At 64.2% G+C, this 18,016-nt stretch carries 11 protein-coding genes; 6 read left to right on the forward strand and 5 right to left on the reverse strand.

Annotation, left to right across the window (positions count from 1 at the left end; all coding sequences use genetic code 11):
• The first annotated feature begins 100 nt into the window (after positions 1-100).
• Both AU381_RS13265 and pbpC read left to right on the forward strand, forming a co-directional pair.
• Entirely contained in the window at positions 101-5,554 is a 5,454-nt protein-coding gene (locus AU381_RS13265) for an alpha-2-macroglobulin family protein (protein ID WP_064242235.1), read from the forward strand.
• A 383-nt stretch (positions 5,555-5,937) separates the two neighbouring features.
• Positions 5,938-7,974, forward strand: coding sequence for a penicillin-binding protein 1C (pbpC, locus tag AU381_RS13270; protein ID WP_064242288.1), 2,037 nt, complete (start codon positions 5,938-5,940; stop codon positions 7,972-7,974).
• A gap of 75 nt (positions 7,975-8,049) precedes the next feature.
• On the opposite strand, the gene AU381_RS13275 is transcribed toward pbpC, so the two are convergent.
• A complete protein-coding gene (locus tag AU381_RS13275) occupies positions 8,050-8,355 on the reverse strand; it encodes a DUF982 domain-containing protein (protein ID WP_064242236.1) in 306 nt (101 codons plus the stop codon).
• Between the two features lie 279 nt (positions 8,356-8,634).
• On the opposite strand from AU381_RS13275, the gene AU381_RS13280 reads away from it, so the two are divergent.
• Entirely contained in the window at positions 8,635-9,114 is a 480-nt protein-coding gene (locus tag AU381_RS13280) for an Hsp20 family protein (protein ID WP_082909977.1), read from the forward strand.
• Between the two features lie 87 nt (positions 9,115-9,201).
• Positions 9,202-9,711 carry an Hsp20/alpha crystallin family protein gene (locus AU381_RS13285; protein WP_064242238.1) on the forward strand — a complete coding sequence of 170 codons (510 nt, stop codon included), beginning with the start codon at positions 9,202-9,204 and terminating at the stop codon, positions 9,709-9,711.
• 123 nt (positions 9,712-9,834) lie between these two features.
• On the opposite strand, the gene guaD is transcribed toward AU381_RS13285, so the two are convergent.
• Together guaD and AU381_RS13295 are read right to left on the reverse strand one after the other, a co-directional pair.
• Positions 9,835-11,181: a guanine deaminase gene (gene guaD / locus AU381_RS13290; protein ID WP_064242239.1), complete on the reverse strand. Its 1,347-nt coding sequence runs from the start codon at positions 11,179-11,181 to the stop codon at positions 9,835-9,837.
• Complete coding sequence (locus tag AU381_RS13295; protein WP_064242240.1) at positions 11,178-12,416, reverse strand: urate hydroxylase PuuD; 1,239 nt, start codon at positions 12,414-12,416, stop codon at positions 11,178-11,180. The genes guaD and AU381_RS13295 overlap by 4 nt, the downstream gene beginning before the upstream one ends.
• Before the next feature lie 244 nt (positions 12,417-12,660).
• Here AU381_RS13295 and AU381_RS13300 point away from each other — a divergent pair, with 244 nt between their 5' ends.
• Complete coding sequence (locus AU381_RS13300; protein WP_064242241.1) at positions 12,661-13,611, forward strand: LysR family transcriptional regulator; 951 nt, start codon at positions 12,661-12,663, stop codon at positions 13,609-13,611.
• 80 nt (positions 13,612-13,691) lie between these two features.
• Entirely contained in the window at positions 13,692-14,675 is a 984-nt protein-coding gene (locus tag AU381_RS13305) for a L,D-transpeptidase family protein (protein WP_064242242.1), read from the forward strand.
• A 105-nt stretch (positions 14,676-14,780) separates the two neighbouring features.
• On the opposite strand, the gene xdhC is transcribed toward AU381_RS13305, so the two are convergent.
• Positions 14,781-15,659 carry a xanthine dehydrogenase accessory protein XdhC gene (gene xdhC / locus AU381_RS13310; protein WP_064242289.1) on the reverse strand — a complete coding sequence of 293 codons (879 nt, stop codon included), beginning with the start codon at positions 15,657-15,659 and terminating at the stop codon, positions 14,781-14,783.
• Positions 15,660-15,664: 5 nt separating this feature from the next.
• Positions 15,665-18,013, reverse strand: a complete 2,349-nt coding sequence (xdhB, locus tag AU381_RS13315) for a xanthine dehydrogenase molybdopterin binding subunit (RefSeq protein WP_064242243.1) — start codon at positions 18,011-18,013, stop codon at positions 15,665-15,667.
• Positions 18,014-18,016: the final 3 nt, after the last annotated feature.

Here is an 18,016-nt window from a genome sequence, read left to right on the forward strand (position 1 = left end):
ACGAATCCCTCTGGTTGCAAAGCTCGTTGTTGACAACGCTCTGCGAAGGTTGAAAGAGTGTTGCTCACTCGAAGCGGGCAGCGTTGGGAGGACTTTGTCGATGCGCGCGTTTCTCGCCCTTACCACCCTTCTCGTGACGCTTCTTTCCCTCGGCTCACCGGCCGCAGCGGCCGAAGCCGACCGCAAGGTCGAGGTGACCAACGATGCCGACTATTTCGGCTTCGACCTACGCACCGAGCAGAATGTCTCGCTCGACGGGTGCCAGGCAAGCTGTATCGCCGACCGCGCCTGCAAGGCCTTCACCTACAATCCAAAGGTGAAATGGTGCTTCCTCAAGTCCGACTTCAACCAGCTGAACACGTTCAAGGGCGCGATCGCCGGCAAGGTCGTCGAGACCGCCGCGGGCGAACCGGATCTCGGCGCCGCGCCGCGACTGACCTTCGTCTCGGACGACCTCCTGCAGCAGGCACGCGACGTCAAGGCCGGCCTCGCTTTGGCCGACGATCAGCTGGGCTTCGGCGTCAACGGATTGATCGAAACGGCACGTCGCGAGTTGACGGCTGGCAACTTCGTGGCGGCACTCACGGCATTCCGCGGCGCGCTGGCGATCACCCCGGAGGACGGGAATTTGTGGCTGGAGACAGCCCGAACCGCCAACCGGTTCAGCGGCGGCACGGACCTCGCGAGCGAGGCTGCCCTGGCCGCGCTCAACGGCTATCAACTGACGCGGACCGCGCAGAGCCGCGCCGATGCGCTCGCCATCCTCGCCCAGGCGCTCGACAATTTGCAGAATTACCGAGCCGCGCTCCAGGCCTACAAGGCAAGCCTCGAGCTCGTGCAGGCCAAGACTGTCGAGACGGCCTATCTCGACCTCAAGGCGCGTCAGGGTTTCCGGGTCACGGGCCACACGATCGATGCGGATGGCGCAAGCCCGCGCGCCTGCGTCCAATTCTCCGAGCCGCTCCTGAAGAACGGTCCCGATTATGCCTCCTTCGTAACGCTCGACGGCGTCGCGCCGAAGGCGGTCGAGTCCAAGGGCAGCGAGATCTGCGTCGAGGGGCTCAAGCATGGCCAGCGCTACAAGCTGGTCTTCAGGCAGGGACTGCCCTCATCGGTCGACGAAGTCATCGAGACGCCGGTCAGCCTCGACATCTATGTCAAGGACCGCGCGCCGATGGTGCGCTTCACCGGCGACAGCTTCGTGCTGCCCTCGACGGCGCGGCGCGGCATTCCGATCGTCTCGGTCAACACGGAAGGCGCCAATCTCAAGCTCTATCGCATCGGCGACCGCAGCATCTCGTCGGTGCTGACAAGTTCGCAGTTCCTCACGCAGCTCGACGGCTATAGCGCCGAGCGCATCGAAGCCGAAAGCGGCGAACTCGTCTGGCAAGGCAGCATCGACATCCACACCGAGATCAACAAGGAAGTCGTTACGAGCTTCCCGGTCGATGAGGCGCTGCCGAAGCGCAAGCCCGGCGTCTATGTGCTGACGGCCGCCTCCGCAACCGCGCTCAGCCAGGATTGGGATGCGCGCGCCACGCAATGGTTCGTCGTCTCCGATATCGGCATCTCGACCTATGCCGGGACCGACGGGCTCAGCGTCTTTACCCGTTCGCTCGCCAGCGCCAAGCCGCTCGCGGATGTCGAACTGCAGCTGGTGGCGAAGAACAACGAAGTGCTCGGCACTGCGACGACCGATGCGGAGGGACGGGCGACCTTCGCGGCCGGCCTGATCCGCGGCACGGCAAGCATGACGCCAGCCGTCATCACGGCGCGAAAAGGTGACGACGACTACGTGTTTCTCGACATGACGCGCGCCGGCTTCGATCTTTCCGACCGCGGCGTCACCGGCCGCGCCGCACCTGGCGCGATCGATATCTACGCCTGGACCGAGCGCGGCATCTACCGCGCCGGCGAGACGGTGCATGCCGCAGCGCTTGCTCGCGACGTCAACGGTCAGGCGATCGAGAACCTGCCGCTCACCTTCGTCTTCCTGCGACCCGACGGCGTCGAGGATCGGCGCATCGTCAGCAATGGCGGCAAGCTCGGCGGCCATACGCTCGATCTGCCGATCCAAGAAAATGCCATGCGCGGCACCTGGACGATGCAGATCTTTACCGATCCCAAGGGATCGGCGATCGGCGAGAAGCAGTTCCTCGTCGACGATTTCGTGCCGGACCGCACCGAATTCGACCTCACGAGCGCAGCGAAAGAGCTGGAAGTCGGCACCCCGGTGGACGTCGCCGTCGACGGTCGTTTCCTCTATGGCGCGCCGGCCGCAGGCCTGACGCTGGAAGGCGATGTGGCGGTCAAGCCGACGCGCGAGAGCGAAGCCTTCAAGGGCTATTTCTTCGGCCTCGCCGATGAGGAGGCGAGCGAGGATACCCGCGTACCGCTCGAAGGCCTCGCGCCGCTCGATGAGGACGGGAAAGCCGTCTTTACCGTCGATCTCGCCGAGGTGCCCGCGACGACGCAATTGCTCAATGCCACGGTTACGGTCCGCATGCGCGAGGGCGGAGGCCGGGCCGTCGAGCGCGCCTTGACGCTGCCCGTCAAGCCGGGCGGCGCGATGATCGGCATCAAGCCCGAGTTTTCCGGCGACCTCGCCGAGAACTCGGTCGGCAAGTTCCATGTGATCGCCGTCGACGCCAACGGTTCGAAGGTGGCGATGCCCGGCCTCTTCTGGAAGCTGATCAGCGTCGAACGGAACTATCAGTGGTATCGCGACGGCAGCGCCTGGAAATACGAGCCGGTCATTTCCACGAAACAGGTGGCAAACGGCACGGTCGGCGTGACCGAGGACGGCGCGCAGATCGCCGTGCCGGTCGGCTGGGGGCGCTATCGGCTGGAGATCGAAACGGCGGCGGCCGACGGCCCGACCTCCAGCGTCGAGTTCGACGCCGGCTGGTATGTCGAGGCCACCTCGACGGAAGCGCCGGACGGCCTCGAGATCGCCCTCGACAAGGAGAATTACGCTGTCGGCGAGACAGCGAAGCTCAAGGTTTCCCCCCGTTTCGCCGGCGAATTGCTGGTGACCGTCGGTACGGAGAACCTGATTACGACGAAGACGGCGACGATCGCCGAGACCGGCGGTGAAGTTGAACTCCCGGTCACCGCCGACTGGGGCGCCGGCGCCTACGTGACGGCGACGCTTTATCGGCCCGGCGACGCTCAGGAGACCCGCATGCCGATGCGGGCGATCGGCATCAAGTGGCTCGCGGTCGATCCCGCCGATCGCAAACTCGCAGTCGGTCTCGACGCACCCGAGAGGACGCAGCCGCGCCAGCCGCTCGATATCAGCCTCCAGGTGCGCGGCGCGGGCGCCAACGAGGACGCTTACGTCACGGTCGCCGCCGTCGATGTCGGCATCCTGAACCTGACGCGCTATGAAGCCCCCGATCCGGATGGCTGGTATTTCGGCCAGAGGCGGCTCGGCCTCGAAATCCGCGACCTCTACGGCCGCCTGATCGACGGTTCGCTCGGCGCGACCGGGCGGCTGCGCACCGGCGGCGACGGCGGGCAGATGCCGCTGCAGGGTAGCCCGCCGACCGAAGAGCTGGTCGCCTACTTCTCCGGGCCGGTGAAGCTCGACGCCGAGGGCACCGCCAATGTCAGCTTCGACATCCCGCAGTTCAACGGCACGGCCCGCGTCATGGCGGTCGCCTGGACGAAGGCCGGCGTCGGCCATGCGGTAAAGGACGTCGTCATCCGCGACCCGATCGTCGTCACCGCCAGCCTGCCGAAGTTCCTGGCGCCCGGAGACCGGGCCGAACTGAGGCTCGACATCGCCAACACGGATGGACCGGCCGGCGACTATCAGCTGCAGGTGACCACCAATGGTCCGGCCACCGTCGAGCAGACGGGGCCATCCCAGACCGTGCAACTCGAAGCCGGCGGCAAATCCGCCGTGACACTGCCGCTGACCGGCCAGTATCCGGGCAACGGCCTCGTCACCGTCGCGCTCTCGAACGCTGCCGGACTGTCGCTGGAGCAGGCGCTCCACATCCCGGTCCGTCCGGCCGCATTGCCGATCACCCAGCGTCAGGTCGTCAATATCGCTGCCGGCAGCAGCCTGACCGTCGACGATCAATTGCTCGCCGACAGCCTGCTGCAGGGCGCTTCGGTCAGCGTCAACGTCACCCGCTCGGCTGCCTTCGACATCCCGGCGCTGCTGATGTCCCTCGACCGCTATCCGTATGGCTGCGCCGAACAGACGACAAGCCGCGCCTTGCCGCTGCTCTATCTCAGCGAACTTGCCAAGCAGTCCGGCCTTGCCGAGGACGGAGAAGTGACGAAGCGCGTGCAGGACGCGATCTATCGCGTTCTTTCCTATCAGTCCTCGTCGGGGAGCTTCGGCCTCTGGAGCCCGGGTTCCGGCGATCTCTGGCTCGACGCCTATGTCACCGACTTCCTGACCCGCGCGCGCGAACAGAAATTCGACGTGCCGGAACAGGCGATGGTTCAGGCGCTCGAGAACCTGCAGAACGCGCTGAGCTACGAGGTGAACGTCAAGGATCAGGGCAACGAGATCGCCTATGCGCTCTACGTGCTCGCCCGCAACCGCAAGGCGGCGATCAGCGACCTTCGTTATTACGCCGACACGCTGCTCGGAGATTTTCCGACGCCGCTTGCAAAGGCGCATATCGCCGCTGCACTCGCCCTTTACGGTGATGGCGGGCGCTCGCAGGACATTTTCGCGGCCGCCGTCAACATGTCGACCGGCCTCGTCAATGTCAGCCTCGCCCGCTCCGACTACGGCTCATCGCTTCGCGACGATGCGGCGGTGCTGGCGCTCGCGGCCGAAAGCCGGCCGGTACCGCCGATCATCCCGGAACTGTCCAGGATCGTCGCGCGGGAATGGGAGCAGGCCCGCTACACCAGCACTCAGGAACAGGCCTGGATGCTGCTCGCCGCACGCGCCGTCCAGGGCGGTGACACGGACATGAACCTGGAGGTAAACGGCGCCCAGCGCACCGGCAGCTATGCCGCGCGGATCGCCGGCGATGCGCTGATCGAGCATCCGGTGGTCATCCGCAACAACGGCACTGACGCGGTTTCCGCCGTGGTCACCACCGTGGCGGCGCCCGCCGAGCCGCTCTCGGCCGGCGGCGACGGCTTCGCCATTGAGCGGACCTATTATACGCTCGATGGTGCCGAGGCGAATGTCAGTCAGGCGCGGCAGAACGAACGCTATGTCGTCGTGCTGAAGGTGACCGAATCGAACGACTGGCCGTCTCGCGTGCTGATCAGCGACCTCCTGCCGGCGGGCTTCGAGATCGACAATCCGAGCCTTGTCGACAGTGCTCAGCTCTCGAATTTCGAGTGGATCGGCGAGGTTCAGGCCGCCCACACCGAGTTCCGCAGCGACCGCTTCGTTGCGGCTTTCGACCGGTCCACGGGCGATAATCGCGAGATCACCCTTGCCTATGTGGTCCGTGCGGTGACGCCCGGGACGTATGACCATCCGGCCGCAAGCGTCGAGGACATGTACCGGCCGCAGTTCTCGGCCCGCACCGCGACGGGCCGTATGGAGGTGCTGGCGGCCCAGCAGTAGGCGCGATGTCGATCCGCAGGAAGCTTTTCGTCGGTTTGCCAGGGCAGATGCTTGAGCGGGTAAGATTGAGCCGCAGAGGCATGGCGCCTGTTGTACCCCCCTCTGCCCTGCCGGGCATCTCCCCCACAAGGGGGGAGATCAGGGAGGTGGGCGCTCGCGCCACATCAGAAGAGGAGATTGAGGCGCACCCACCGCTTGTGGTCCGGGCCATCAAATCCCACGCGTTTTGGAGACTGCGGCCCAGCCGCTTGCCGATCTCCCCCCTTGTGGGGGAGATGCCCGGCAGGGCAGAGGGGGGTAATTCCCGGACGGCCAATTCCCATCGTTCCAGACATCCACGCCGCCTTCGCGCATTTCTGATCGCCTTGCCGGTCGGCCTCGTCATGAGCGCGCTTGCGGCCCTTGGCCTCGAATGGGCCGACCGAGCCTTTCCGCCGCCGCTCGAGCGCGCCCAGGCCTTTTCACGCGAGGTTCTCGACAAGGACGGACACCTGCTGCGCGCCTTCGCCACTCCGGACGGACTGTGGCGGCTGAAGACGACGGTCGGCGATGTCGATCCGCGCTTCGTCGACATGCTGGTCGCCTATGAGGACCAGCGGTTCCGCGAGCATCGCGGCGTCGATCCGCTGGCGCTCGGCCGTGCGGCGCTGCAGTTCATCACCAATGGCCGCATTGTTTCCGGCGCCTCGACGCTTTCGATGCAGGTGGCGCGACTGATCGAGCCGCGCGAGCGGCGGTCACTGACGGCGAAGCTGTTGCAACTCGCGCGCGCCGTCCAGATCGAACGGCGCCTTAGCAAGGAGCAGATCCTCGACCTCTATCTGACCCACGCGCCTTACGGCGGCAACCTCGAAGGGGTTCGCGCCGCGAGCCTCGCCTGGTTCGGCAAGGAGCCGCGCCGCCTTTCGGTCGGCGAGGCGGCCATGCTCGTCGCCCTGCCGCAATTGCCCGAGAAACGCCGCCCGGACCGCAACCTGGCGGCCGCCGATGCAGCCCGAAAACGGGTGCTTGCCCGCGCGGCGGTCGCCAAGGTCATCGGCGAAGGCGAGGCGGAGCGGGCGGCGATGACGGCAATACCGGCCCGCCGCCTGCAGCTCCCGGCCCATGCCGCGCATCTGGCGGAAGCCGCCCTGCGCAAGGACCCGCAGGCGCTCCGCCACGAGACGACACTGCGTCGCGAAATCCAGCGCGGGCTCGAAGCCGTCGCCCGCGAAGGCGCTGCGAAACTTGGCCCGAAGGTCTCCGTCGCGATGCTCATGGCCGATGTCAGGACCGGCGAGATCGTCGGAGAGGTCGGTTCGGCCGATTATTTCGACGCCAGCCGCTCCGGCTGGATCGACATGACGCGGATCACCCGCTCGCCGGGATCGACGCTGAAACCCTTCATCTACGGGCTCGCCTTGGAGGAAGGCCTCGTCAGCCAGGAGACGATCATCGAGGATCGGCCGGCGGATTTCTTCGGCTATCGACCGCGCAACTTCGACATGAGCTACCAGGGTGACGTCAGCATTCGCCAGGCGCTGCAGCTTTCGCTCAACGTGCCGGCGATCCGGCTCCTCGATGCGGTCGGGCCGGCGCGCTTGATGGTGCGCTTCCGCCGTGCCGAGGTTCGGCCGAAGCTGCCGGCGCACGAGGCGCCGGGGCTTGCGATCGGCCTTGGCGGCGTCGGCATCACGCTGCGCGACCTCGTCCAGCTCTATGCGGGCCTTGCCAACCGCGGCTTGCCGGTGCGGCTCGGCGACGGCATCGAGGGCAAGCCGGGGTTGATCGACGGCGAGTCGCTGCTTTCGCCGGTCGCCAGCTGGCAGGTTGCCGATATTCTTTCAGGCGTGCTGCCGCCGACCGGAAGCCGGCAGCGCGGCATCGCCTACAAGACGGGCACCAGCTATGGCTATCGCGACGCCTGGTCGGTCGGCTTCGACGGCCGCTACGTGCTCGGCGTCTGGGTCGGGCGGCCGGACCACGGTGCTGTACCCGGGCTGACCGGCTATGGCGCGGCCGCGCCGATCCTCTTCGAAGGATTCGCAAGGGCCGGCGTCGCCATCACCCCGCTGCCGGACGCGCCGGCCGGCGCCATCCGCTTGGCGCAGGCCGATCTGCCGATCGGTCAAAGACGCTTCTCCGTCACGGCGAACGGCCTGCCATCCACGTCGATCCGTGAAGCGGCGCCGCAGATCGTCTTTCCACCGGAGGGTGCGCGCGTCGAGCTTGGCGCCACCGCCGGTCAGGCACTGATGCCCTTGACTCTGAAATTGCAGGGCGGCCGGGCACCGTTTCGCTGGCTGGCGAACGGCCGGCCGCTGCCGGACGTGACGCGCCGCCGCGTCAGCCAGTGGCTGCCTGACGGCGGCGGATATTCGACCCTGACGGTCATCGACGCGCTGGGCCGTGCTTCGACAGTGCGCGTTTTCGTCGAATGATGGCAATCCCCAGGCGTCGAGCGACGTTGGGTTATTGGTCGGAAGGCCGCAGCGCTTCCGACCATCACTCCTTCGTCAGGCTGACATTGCAGTCTTTGCTTCAGCGCCTCGCGGCTCGTGCCGCGGCGTCACCATTACCAGCGGCATACCCGCTTCCAGGCAGGCCGCAATGAAAGCCTCCCGAGCAACGGCCGCCGGTGTCATCCTGTTCAGTGCCCGAAGGCAGGTGCGCAGCGCACGCTCGTAGCGCTCTCCTTTGCGAAGCGGCCACTCGTTCTCGAGAAAATCGACGGCCTCGTAAACGGAGGTAAAGGTCCGTTCCAAGCCGTTCGAAAGGCGCACGGTCAGGGGGATCGTCCAGGGAATCTCATTGAGAAGCATTTCTTCCTCCTTTCTGATGCCATCAATGGATTGCACGCACAAAGATATTTGGCGTGGAAATGGCAGATTCAAGAACCCCCCAGGATCGCTCCGCGTACTCCGTTTCGAGGCCGCCGCGGGGCGGCCGAGAAGCGGTCAAATGGGCGTGAAATGCCTCTTGAATCCGCGGTTTCAGTGACTAAATCGACTGTGTGGCCGCCTTTCAGGGGTCCTACAGTCGAGGAGCGCCATACTCTTCGGCGCTCCTCGTCGTCCATGTTGCTCAAGGAGGATATGGCTATGAGAACAACCTTCGATTTCTCGCCGCTGTCACGCTCCAGCGTGGGTTTTGACCACTTGTTCGAACTGCTCGACTCGGCAAACCGCATGGCACCGGCCGACAACTGGCCGCCCTATGACATCATGCGCGTTGGCGAGAGCCAGTATCGCATTGCGATGTCGGTTGCCGGCTTCAGCCTGGACGAACTCACCATCACGCACGAGCAGCAGTTGCTCGTCGTCAACGGTGAGAAGGCCGATGAGGACAATGCGGAGTATCTCTATCGCGGCATTGCGGCCCGCAACTTCGAGCGCCGCTTCCAGCTCGCCGATTACGTGATGGTCACGGGCGCAAACCTCGCCAACGGTTTGCTGACGATCGATCTCGTCCGCGAACTTCCCGAGCAGATGAAGCCGCGGCGCATCGATATTCAGCAGGCCGACGCGCTGCCTGCCGGGGGCCTCAGCAAGCAGATCGAGGGCGACAAGCACGCCGCCTAGCGGACGGCGCAGCAAAAACCAGATAGAGGGGCGGGATACCCGAATCCGCCCAGGATATCCCGCTCCGTCAAGGAAAGGAGCTGACAAATGAACGTACGTGATCTCATCCCCTGGGGCCGCGGACAGGGACAGCTTCCGGCAGCCTATCGCGAAGGCGATCGCAACCCGTTCCTCGCGCTTCATCGGGAGATGAACCGCCTGTTCGACGACGTCTTCCGTGGCTTCGAAAGCCGGCTGCCTATGGCCTCCGGATATTCCGCGTTCGGGTCCGGATGGCCAAGCGTCGAAGTCTCTGATCGCGAGAAGGAAATCAAGCTGACGGCGGAACTGCCCGGCCTTGAGGAAAAGGATGTCGAGCTGTTCATCTCCGAGGGCGTGCTGACGCTCCGCGGTGAAAAGCGCTCCGAGGCCGAAGACCAGGAGAACCAGTTCTCCGAACGCTTCTATGGCCGCTTCGAGCGGCGCATTCCGCTTGGATATGACATCGACGAAAGCAAGGTGAATGCGACGTTCCGCAACGGCGTGCTGACGGTTACCCTTCCGAAGACGGAACAAGGCCAATCCAAGGCGAAGCGCATCGCGATCAACAGGCAGTAGGTCGAAACCGAGCCTGAGCCGATAGCAGATTCCCGCAACTCCTCGGGTGCGGGAATCCTGCATCCTGATCACGGTTTCCTAACTTCCGAAATCGAGATCGGTAGCGGCCGGTTTGTCCGCTACCTATGCCAGCTCTGCAGCTCTTCCAACCGGACTTTTGGCTTGCTCTCTCCTGCCTTGTTTCATCGGCCGTCCCGCCACATAGACTTCGGCGACGCAGCGATCGTCGCCCATCGTCTGCAGCACGAAGAGCTCTTCGGCGAGTGACGATGCCACTTGCATCCTGAGTTCCATTGCCGGTTTCGCCCGGCTGTCGAGGATGACGATGTCGGCGTCCGCGCCGGCATGCAGCGATCCGATCCGGTGCTCGAGGTCGAGTGCCCGGGCGTTGCCGAGCGTCATCATGTAGAAGGAATGGAGCGGGGAGAGCCGCTGGCCCTGGAGGTGCAGCACCTTATAGGCCTCGTCCATCGTTTCCAGCATCGAGAAGCTCGTTCCGGCGCCGACATCGGTCGCGACCGAATGGCGGGCACCGAGCTTGTCGAAGCGATCGCGGTCGAACAGGCCGCTGCCGAGGAACAGGTTGGAGGTCGGGCAGAACACGCCGACGGCACCCGTCTCGGCAAGCACCGATATCTCCCGGTCGCTCATATGGATGCAATGGCCGAGCAGCGTCTTGCGGCCGAGAAGACCGTAGCGCGCGTAGATGTCGGTATAGTCCTTCGCTTCCGGATAGAGCGACGTGGCAAAGGCGATCTCATCCTTGTTCTCGGACAAATGCGTCTGCACGTAGCAGTCCGGATGTTCGGCGACGAGCGCCCGACTCATCTCCATCTGCTCGGGCGTCGAGGTGATCGCGAAGCGCGGGCTGATCGCGTAATGCGCCCGGCCACGGCCGTGCCACTTGCCGATCATTTGCTTGGTTTCGTCATAGCCTTTCTTGGGCGTGTCACGCAGTGTCTCGGGGGCGTTGCGATCCATCATCACCTTGCCGCCGACCATCAGCATGTCGCGCGCCTCGGCGGCCGTGAAGAAGGCATCGACGCTTTCCGGATGCACGGAGCAATAGGCGACAGCCGTCGTCGTGCCGTTGGAGAGAAGCTCGTCCATGAAGCGGCCGGCGATGAAGGCGGCGTGTTCGCGCTCCTTGAACTTCTGTTCCTCGACGAAAATATAGGTGTTCAGCCATTCCAGGAGCTGGGCGCCATAGGAAGCGATCGCCTGCGTCTGCGGGAAATGCAGATGCGCATCGATCAGGCCGGGCAGGACGAGATTGGGGCGGTGATCGGCGATGCTGATGCCGCTCCCGGCCTGTTTCGCCAGGTCCGCATAGGTGCCGACATTGGCAACCTTGCCGTTCGCGACGAGAACGGCGCCGTCCTCGTAGTACCGATAGGCGCGGGTATCGTCGATACCCTCGGGCTCCCTGACAAAGGTCAGCACACGGCCGCGGATCAGCACATCAGTCATTGAATCGTTCCTTCCTTCACGGCCGTCTCGTACCAGGAGGCCAGCAATTGCCGTTCCTCTTCGGTGATACCAGTGACATTGGCGGGCGGCATGGCGTGCGAACGCCCCGCCTGCAGATAGATTTCGCGCGCATGCTCGACGATGTCGCCGTCGCTTTCGAGGACGACGCCCTTGGGCGGCACGACGATGCCCTCCCAGCCCGGCTCCCGCGCATGGCACATCGCGCAGCGGCCGAGCACCGTGTCGCGCACCTTCGAGAAATCCGCCGCTGCGACGACGGCCCGCTCGGCGGTGGCCGCCCTCGCCTCGCTTCCCTCGGTAAGGACCTTGGGCACCGTCGAAAGCCACATGATGACGATGAAGAGGAGCACCGTGACCAGCCAGGTCCAGGTCGGCGCGCCCTTGCGGGCATGCTGCGTGTTGAACCAGTGGCGGATGGTGACGCCCATCAGGAAGACCAGCGAGGCGATGATCCAGTTGTACTGAGTGCCGAAGGCGAGCGGATAGTGGTTCGACAGCATCAGGAACAGCACGGGCAGCGTCAGGTAATTGTTGTGCGTCGAACGCTGCTTCGCCTGCTTGCCGAGAGCCGGATCCGGCGTGCGGCCGGCGATCAGGTCGGCGACCACCTTCTTCTGGTTCGGGATGATGATGAAGAACACGTTCGCCGACATGATCGTCGCCGTGAAGGCGCCGAGATGCAGGTAGGCAGCGCGGCCGGTGAAGAGCTGGGTGTAGCCCCAGGCGACTGCAACGAGAATGAAATAGAGCAGCACCATCAGACGGGTGTTGTCGTTGCCGAGCGGCGAGCGACAGATCGTGTCATAGGCGAGCCAGCCGAAGGCGAGCGATGCCAGGGAGATGGCGATCGCCGTCGGTTTCGACACGTCGAGCACGCTCGGATCGATCAGATAGAGATCGGCGCCGGCATAATAGACGAGCGCCAGCATGCCGAAGCCGGACAGCCAGGTGACGTAGGATTCCCATTTGAACCAGATCAGGTGCTCCGGCATGTTTTCCGGTGCGACGAGATATTTCTGGATGTGATAGAAGCCGCCGCCGTGGACCTGCCACTCCTCGCCATAGGCGCCGGCCGGCAGGCCCTGCCGCTGCCGCAGCCCAAGATCGAGCGCGACGAAATAGAAGGACGAGCCGATCCAGGCGATGCCGGTGATGACATGCAGCCACCGCACCGCGAATGTCAGCCAGTCCCAGGCAATGGCATATTCGTACATGGAGGCCTCCCATTTCTCTAAAGCGCGTCGCCTTCAAACGAATGACGTGACGCGCTTTGTCTTCATGCATGCCGTTGTCCCAAAACCGCTGCGCACTTTTGGGCGACATGCATTGGGCCGCATTATGTGTCATTGCTTGAGAGGACGAGAAATGCCGCGAGTTCAGCAACTCTTTCAAAAAAAAATATAAAATAGGCGCGTCACCGGCGCGGTAATCTGGACGCTATGGAGCGGAGGCGGGAACATGTCCTATCTCGATAATGTGCGCGTTTTCGTGCGTGTCGTGGAACTTGGAACGCTGTCGGCCGCCGGCCGCGACCAGCGCGTCACCCCGGCCGTTGCCAGCAATAGAATCAAGGAGTTGGAGCGGCATATGGGCGTGCGCCTGTTCAACCGCACCACCCGGAAACTGACGCCGACGGAGCATGGCCGCGTCTTTTACGACGGTGCCGTGAAGATCCTCGAGGCGGTGAACGAGGCGGAAAGCGCCATCGCCGATCTGTCGCGCAATCCCAAGGGGGCTGTGCGGATTACCGCGCCGCTCGGCATAGGTCGGAGACTGATCGCCTCGGGCGTTCCCGAATTCCACGACCGCTATCCGGACATCGAGGTTCGTCTTCGTCTTTCAGACCGCAACGTCGATATCCTGAGCGAAGGTATCGATGTCGCATTCAGGCTCGGAATCCTCGAGGACTCGAACCTGCGCATGCGTGGCATCATGAACTGCGAACGCGTGCTCTGCGGCGCGCCAACCTATTTCGAGAAGCGCGGCACTCCAAGAACGCCAGACGAACTCATCACCGACCACCACGACTGCCTGCTGCTGCGCTATCCCGGCTCGAAGGAATACTACTGGACGCTGCAGACGCCGGAGGGGGTGCGGAAATACGAGGTCGGCGGCCCCTATGACTCCGACGACGGCGACGTGCTGACCCAATGGGCGCTCGACGGCCGGGGCATCGTCAACAAACCGCTTTTCGAGGTGAAGCAATATTTCAACGAGGGCACGCTCGTGCCGATCCTCGAAGAGACGCCGCCGCTTGGTGCGCAGCTCGCGGCCATCTACCCGCACAAGCGCTTCCAGGATCCCAAGGTGCGCCTGATCATCGACTTCATGGCCGAGCGGTGCCAGCGGCTGATCGGCAGGATGCTTGCCGAGCCTGCACCGGCGCGGATGCAGGAGCCTGTGACTTAGCCGATGCGGGACCAGAGTTCTGTGCTTGCACCACATTTCAGGAACCGGCGGGGGGAACAAGTCCGGGCGCTATAGATTTCATGTTCATGAAGAACATGGCGTTATTGGCAGCATCGCTGATCTTGGGCGTTTGTGGCACCGCCATTGCGCAGGAGCTTCAGGCAGACGCCATCAACAATGCTTCGATGGATTCCATCCCGCCAGAACGACCGCCCGACGCCTCGGCTCAACCGGACGCCGCGATCGTTCATCTGCAGGTTCTTCTGGATCGGGCGGGTTCATCTCCCGGAGTGATCGACGGCTATTACGGCGAGAATGTCACCAAGGCGATTGCCGGGTTTGAGGCCATGCAAGACCTTCCCGCTGATGGAAAGCTGGACCCTGAGGTCATCGGCCGACTTTCTGACGAAATGCCCGTCATCGAGCCGTATGTCATCTCTGAAGACGACGCCAAGGATCTCGTCGACCGCATTCCCGAAGACTACGCCGAGCAAGCCGAGATGAAACGCCTCGGATATACAAGCGTCGCGGAAAAACTGTCCGAACGGTTTCACATGGATATCGACCTTCTCAAGACGCTCAACTCGGGCTCGGCATTTGCGGTCGGAGACACGATATCCGTTGCGGCGCCGGGCGTTGCGAAGGAAGGTACGGCCAAACGGATAGAGGCGCGCAAACGAGCGGGGCAAGTCCTGGCCTTTGCCGAGGACGGCGCGCTGCTCGCGGCGTATCCCGCTACGATCGGCAGCGAGGAGACGCCCTCGCCGTCCGGCACGCACAAGGTCAAGGGGATCGCCCGAATGCCCACCTATACCTACAACCCGAAAGTCAACTACCAGCAGGGCGACAACACGGAGGTGCTGACGCTGCCCCGCGGTCCCAACGGCCCCGTGGGAAGCGTCTGGATCGATCTGTCGAAGCCGACCTACGGGATTCACGGCACGCCTGAACCGTCACGCGTCGACAAGGATCCGTCGCATGGATGCATTCGCCTGGCAAACTGGGACGCGGAGGAACTGGCGGCGATGGTCAAGCCGGGGGTTGTCGTCGAGATCACCGAATAAACATCCGTTTCCCCAGGCTATATGGAAGGCCGCGCACGATGTGAGCGTCCGAAAATGACCTTATGGTCGAACCAGCAATGCGGCATCGGCGCCAGATTTTGACCGCTAGAAGGACGAGGAACCGGTCTCTGCCTTTAACGGCTTGTCCTTCCTGCGCGACGCAGCACCGTTCGGCCGTTCATGAGTAAGTACCGCCGTGACGAGCTCGGCCGCCGCGAGCGCCGCGATCACCGCCGGACGCTTGTCCTTCACCGCCGTGCCGCCGATGGGGCAAATAAGCCGGTCGAAGAGTTCCGGGCGTCCGACTTCGCGCAACAGCCAGTTCTTGAAGGTGGCGCGCTTGGTCTTCGAACCGATCATGCCGACATAGCAAGCGTCCTGCCGACAAAGCGCTTCCGCCGCAATCAGGAAGTCCAAGGCGTGATCATGGGTGAGGATGACGAAGGCGCTGCCGGGCGGGGCGTCGCGGACGACGGCCTCGGGCATCGCCGTGAGGCAGGGTTCGATCCCCGGGACGTCGACGGCCGAGAGCTCCTGCGCGCGCGTATCGACGAGCACGGTTCGGACCGGCACCAGCGAAAGCGCCGTGACGAGCGCATTGCCGACGTGACCGGCGCCGAAGACATAGATATGCGGCCGGCGCGCCAATTCGGCGTCGCTGCGTTCGATCAGGGCGGCCCGGGTGTCCGGATCAGCAGCCTTGAAGGCGAGTGCGACCCGTCCGCCGCAGCACTGCCCGATTTCCGGCCCGAGCGGGATCGTCAGCCGATCATCGGCCGTTGCGCCCTGGAGCAGCCGCCGGGCATGATCGATCGCCATGTATTCCAGTTGACCGCCGCCGATCGTGGCGAAGGTGCGATCCTTGGAGACGAGCATCCAGGCATCCGTATCGCGCGGCGTGGAGCCAGCCGCTCCCGACACCTCGACGAGAATGCAGGCCGCATTGTCGCTCAGGAAATGCCGAATGTCCTCTCTGCTGGTCATGCCTGTCATCCATCCGCTTCGCCGCGCGACGCCGCGCCACGCAGCCGCTCGATCGCCATCAGCACGCGCTCCGGTGTTGCCGGCGTGTCGATACGCGGCGGAATACGATACTCCGCAACGCTTGCGGCTGCCATGGATATCGCCTCGAGGACGGAAATGCCCAGCATGAAGGGCGGTTCCCCGACCGCCTTTGAACGGCGGATGGTCTCCTCGCGATTGACCGACCATTCCGCCAGGCGGACGTTGAAGACGCGCGGGCGGTCGGAGGCAAGCGGGATCTTGTAGGTGGAAGGCGCATGGGTACGCAGGCGCCCCTTCGCGTCCCACCACAATTCCTCCGTCGTCAGCCAGCCCATGCCTTGAACGAAGGCGCCTTCGACCTGGCCGAGATCGAGCGCCGGATTGAGCGACTTGCCGACGTCATGGAGGAGGTCCGTCCGTTCGACCTGATACTCGCCGGTCAGGGTATCGACGCTGACCTCCGAGCAGGAGGCGCCGTAGGCGTAGTAGTAGAACGGACGCCCCCTTCCCTGCGACCGGTCCCAGTGGATCTTCGGCGTTTTGTAGAAACCGGCCGCCGAGAGCTGGATGCGAGCCGCATAGGCCGATTTGATGAAATCGGCAAAGGCGATGCGCTCGCTGCCGATCCGCACCACGTTCGGTTCGAAGGCAACGTCCGCTTCGTCGACGCCGTAGCGTTCCGCCGCGAAACGCACCAGCCGCGTCTTGATCTGCTCAGCGGCATTGGCAGCCGCCATGCCGTTGAGGTCCGAGCCCGACGATGCGGCCGTCGCCGAGGTGTTCGGCACCTTGCCGGTCGAGGTCGCCGTCACCTTGATACGGTCGAGGTCGACCTGGAACTCATCCGCCACCACCTGCGCGACCTTGGTGTAGAGGCCCTGCCCCATCTCGGTGCCGCCGTGGTTGAGCTGGATCGAGCCATCCGTATAGACATGGACGAGAGCGCCGGCCTGGTTGTATTCGGTCTTGGTGAAGGAGATGCCGAACTTGACCGGCGTCAGGGCGATGCCGCGCTTGATCACACGGTTCTCGTGGTTGAAGGCGAGCACTGCCTCACGCCGGGCGGCATAATCCGCGGATGCTTCGAGTTCCTCGATGATCCGGCCGATGATGTTGTCGTCCACCGTCTGATGATAGGGCGTCAGATTTCGCCCCCCGCCGCCGTAGAAATTGAGCTTGCGGATCTCTAGCGGATCCTTGCCGAGCGTATAGGCAATGTCCTCGATCATCCGTTCGCCGCCGACCATGCCCTGCGGCCCGCCGAAGCCACGGAATGCGGTATTCGACACCGTGTTCGTCTTGAGCGGACGCGAGCGCAGCCGCACGTTCGGGTAGAAATAGCAATTGTCGGCGTGGAAGAGCGCGCGATCGGTGACCGGCCCGGAGAGATCGGCCGAAAAGCCGCAGCGCGCGGCAAAGACCGCGTCCACCGCCTCGATACGGCCCTCGTCGTCGAAGCCGATCTTGTAATCGACATGGAAGTCATGACGCTTGCCGGTCGCCGCCATGTCGTCATCCCGGTCGGGTCGCACTTTGACGGGACGGCGGTATTTCCTCGCTGCGAGTGCCGCGACGGCCGCGAAGAGATTCGCCTGCGTCTCCTTGCCGCCGAAGGCGCCGCCCATGCGGCGGACGTTCACCGTGATCGCGTTCGAGGGTACGCCGAGCACCTGGGCGATCATGTGCTGCGTCTCGCTCGGATGCTGGGTCGAGGCAATCACGGTCACCTCGTCGTCTTCACCGGGGAAAGCGAAGGAGATGTGGCCTTCGAGATAGAAGTGATCCTGGCCGCCGATCCGCATTTCGCCCTGAACGGCATTCTTCGCCTTGGCAAAGCCGGCGTCGATATCGCCACGCTCGAGCTTCAGGGGATCGATCACCAGCGGATAATTGGCGGCGGCCGCCTCGACGACGTCGGTCACATGCGGCAGGTCGCGATATCCGATCTTCACCTTTGCACAAGCGCGGCGGGCGGCGTCGCGCGAGGTGGCGATCACCGCGAAGATCGGCTGGCCATGAAACTCGACCTTGCCGCTGGCGAAAACCGGATCGTCGTGCTTGTGGGCCGGGCTGATGTCGTTCTCACCGGGAATGTCGTCGGCCGTCAGGATGCCGACGACACCGGGGCTGCTCGTCACGGCCTGGAAATCGATCGACAGGATTTCGGCATGCGCGCGCTCCGACAGGCCGAGATAGGCGTGCAGCGTACCGGCAGGCTCGGCAATGTCGTCGATATATTCAGCCGTGCCCGACACGTGCTTGTGGCCGGATTCGTGCCGTTCCCTTTCGTGGACGCCGCCGCGGATGCGGTCGATGGGCTGCATCACGTTCATTGG

The sequence above is a fragment of the Sinorhizobium glycinis genome (genome assembly GCF_001651865.1).
Taxonomy (GTDB): Bacteria; Pseudomonadota; Alphaproteobacteria; order Rhizobiales; family Rhizobiaceae; genus Sinorhizobium; species Sinorhizobium glycinis.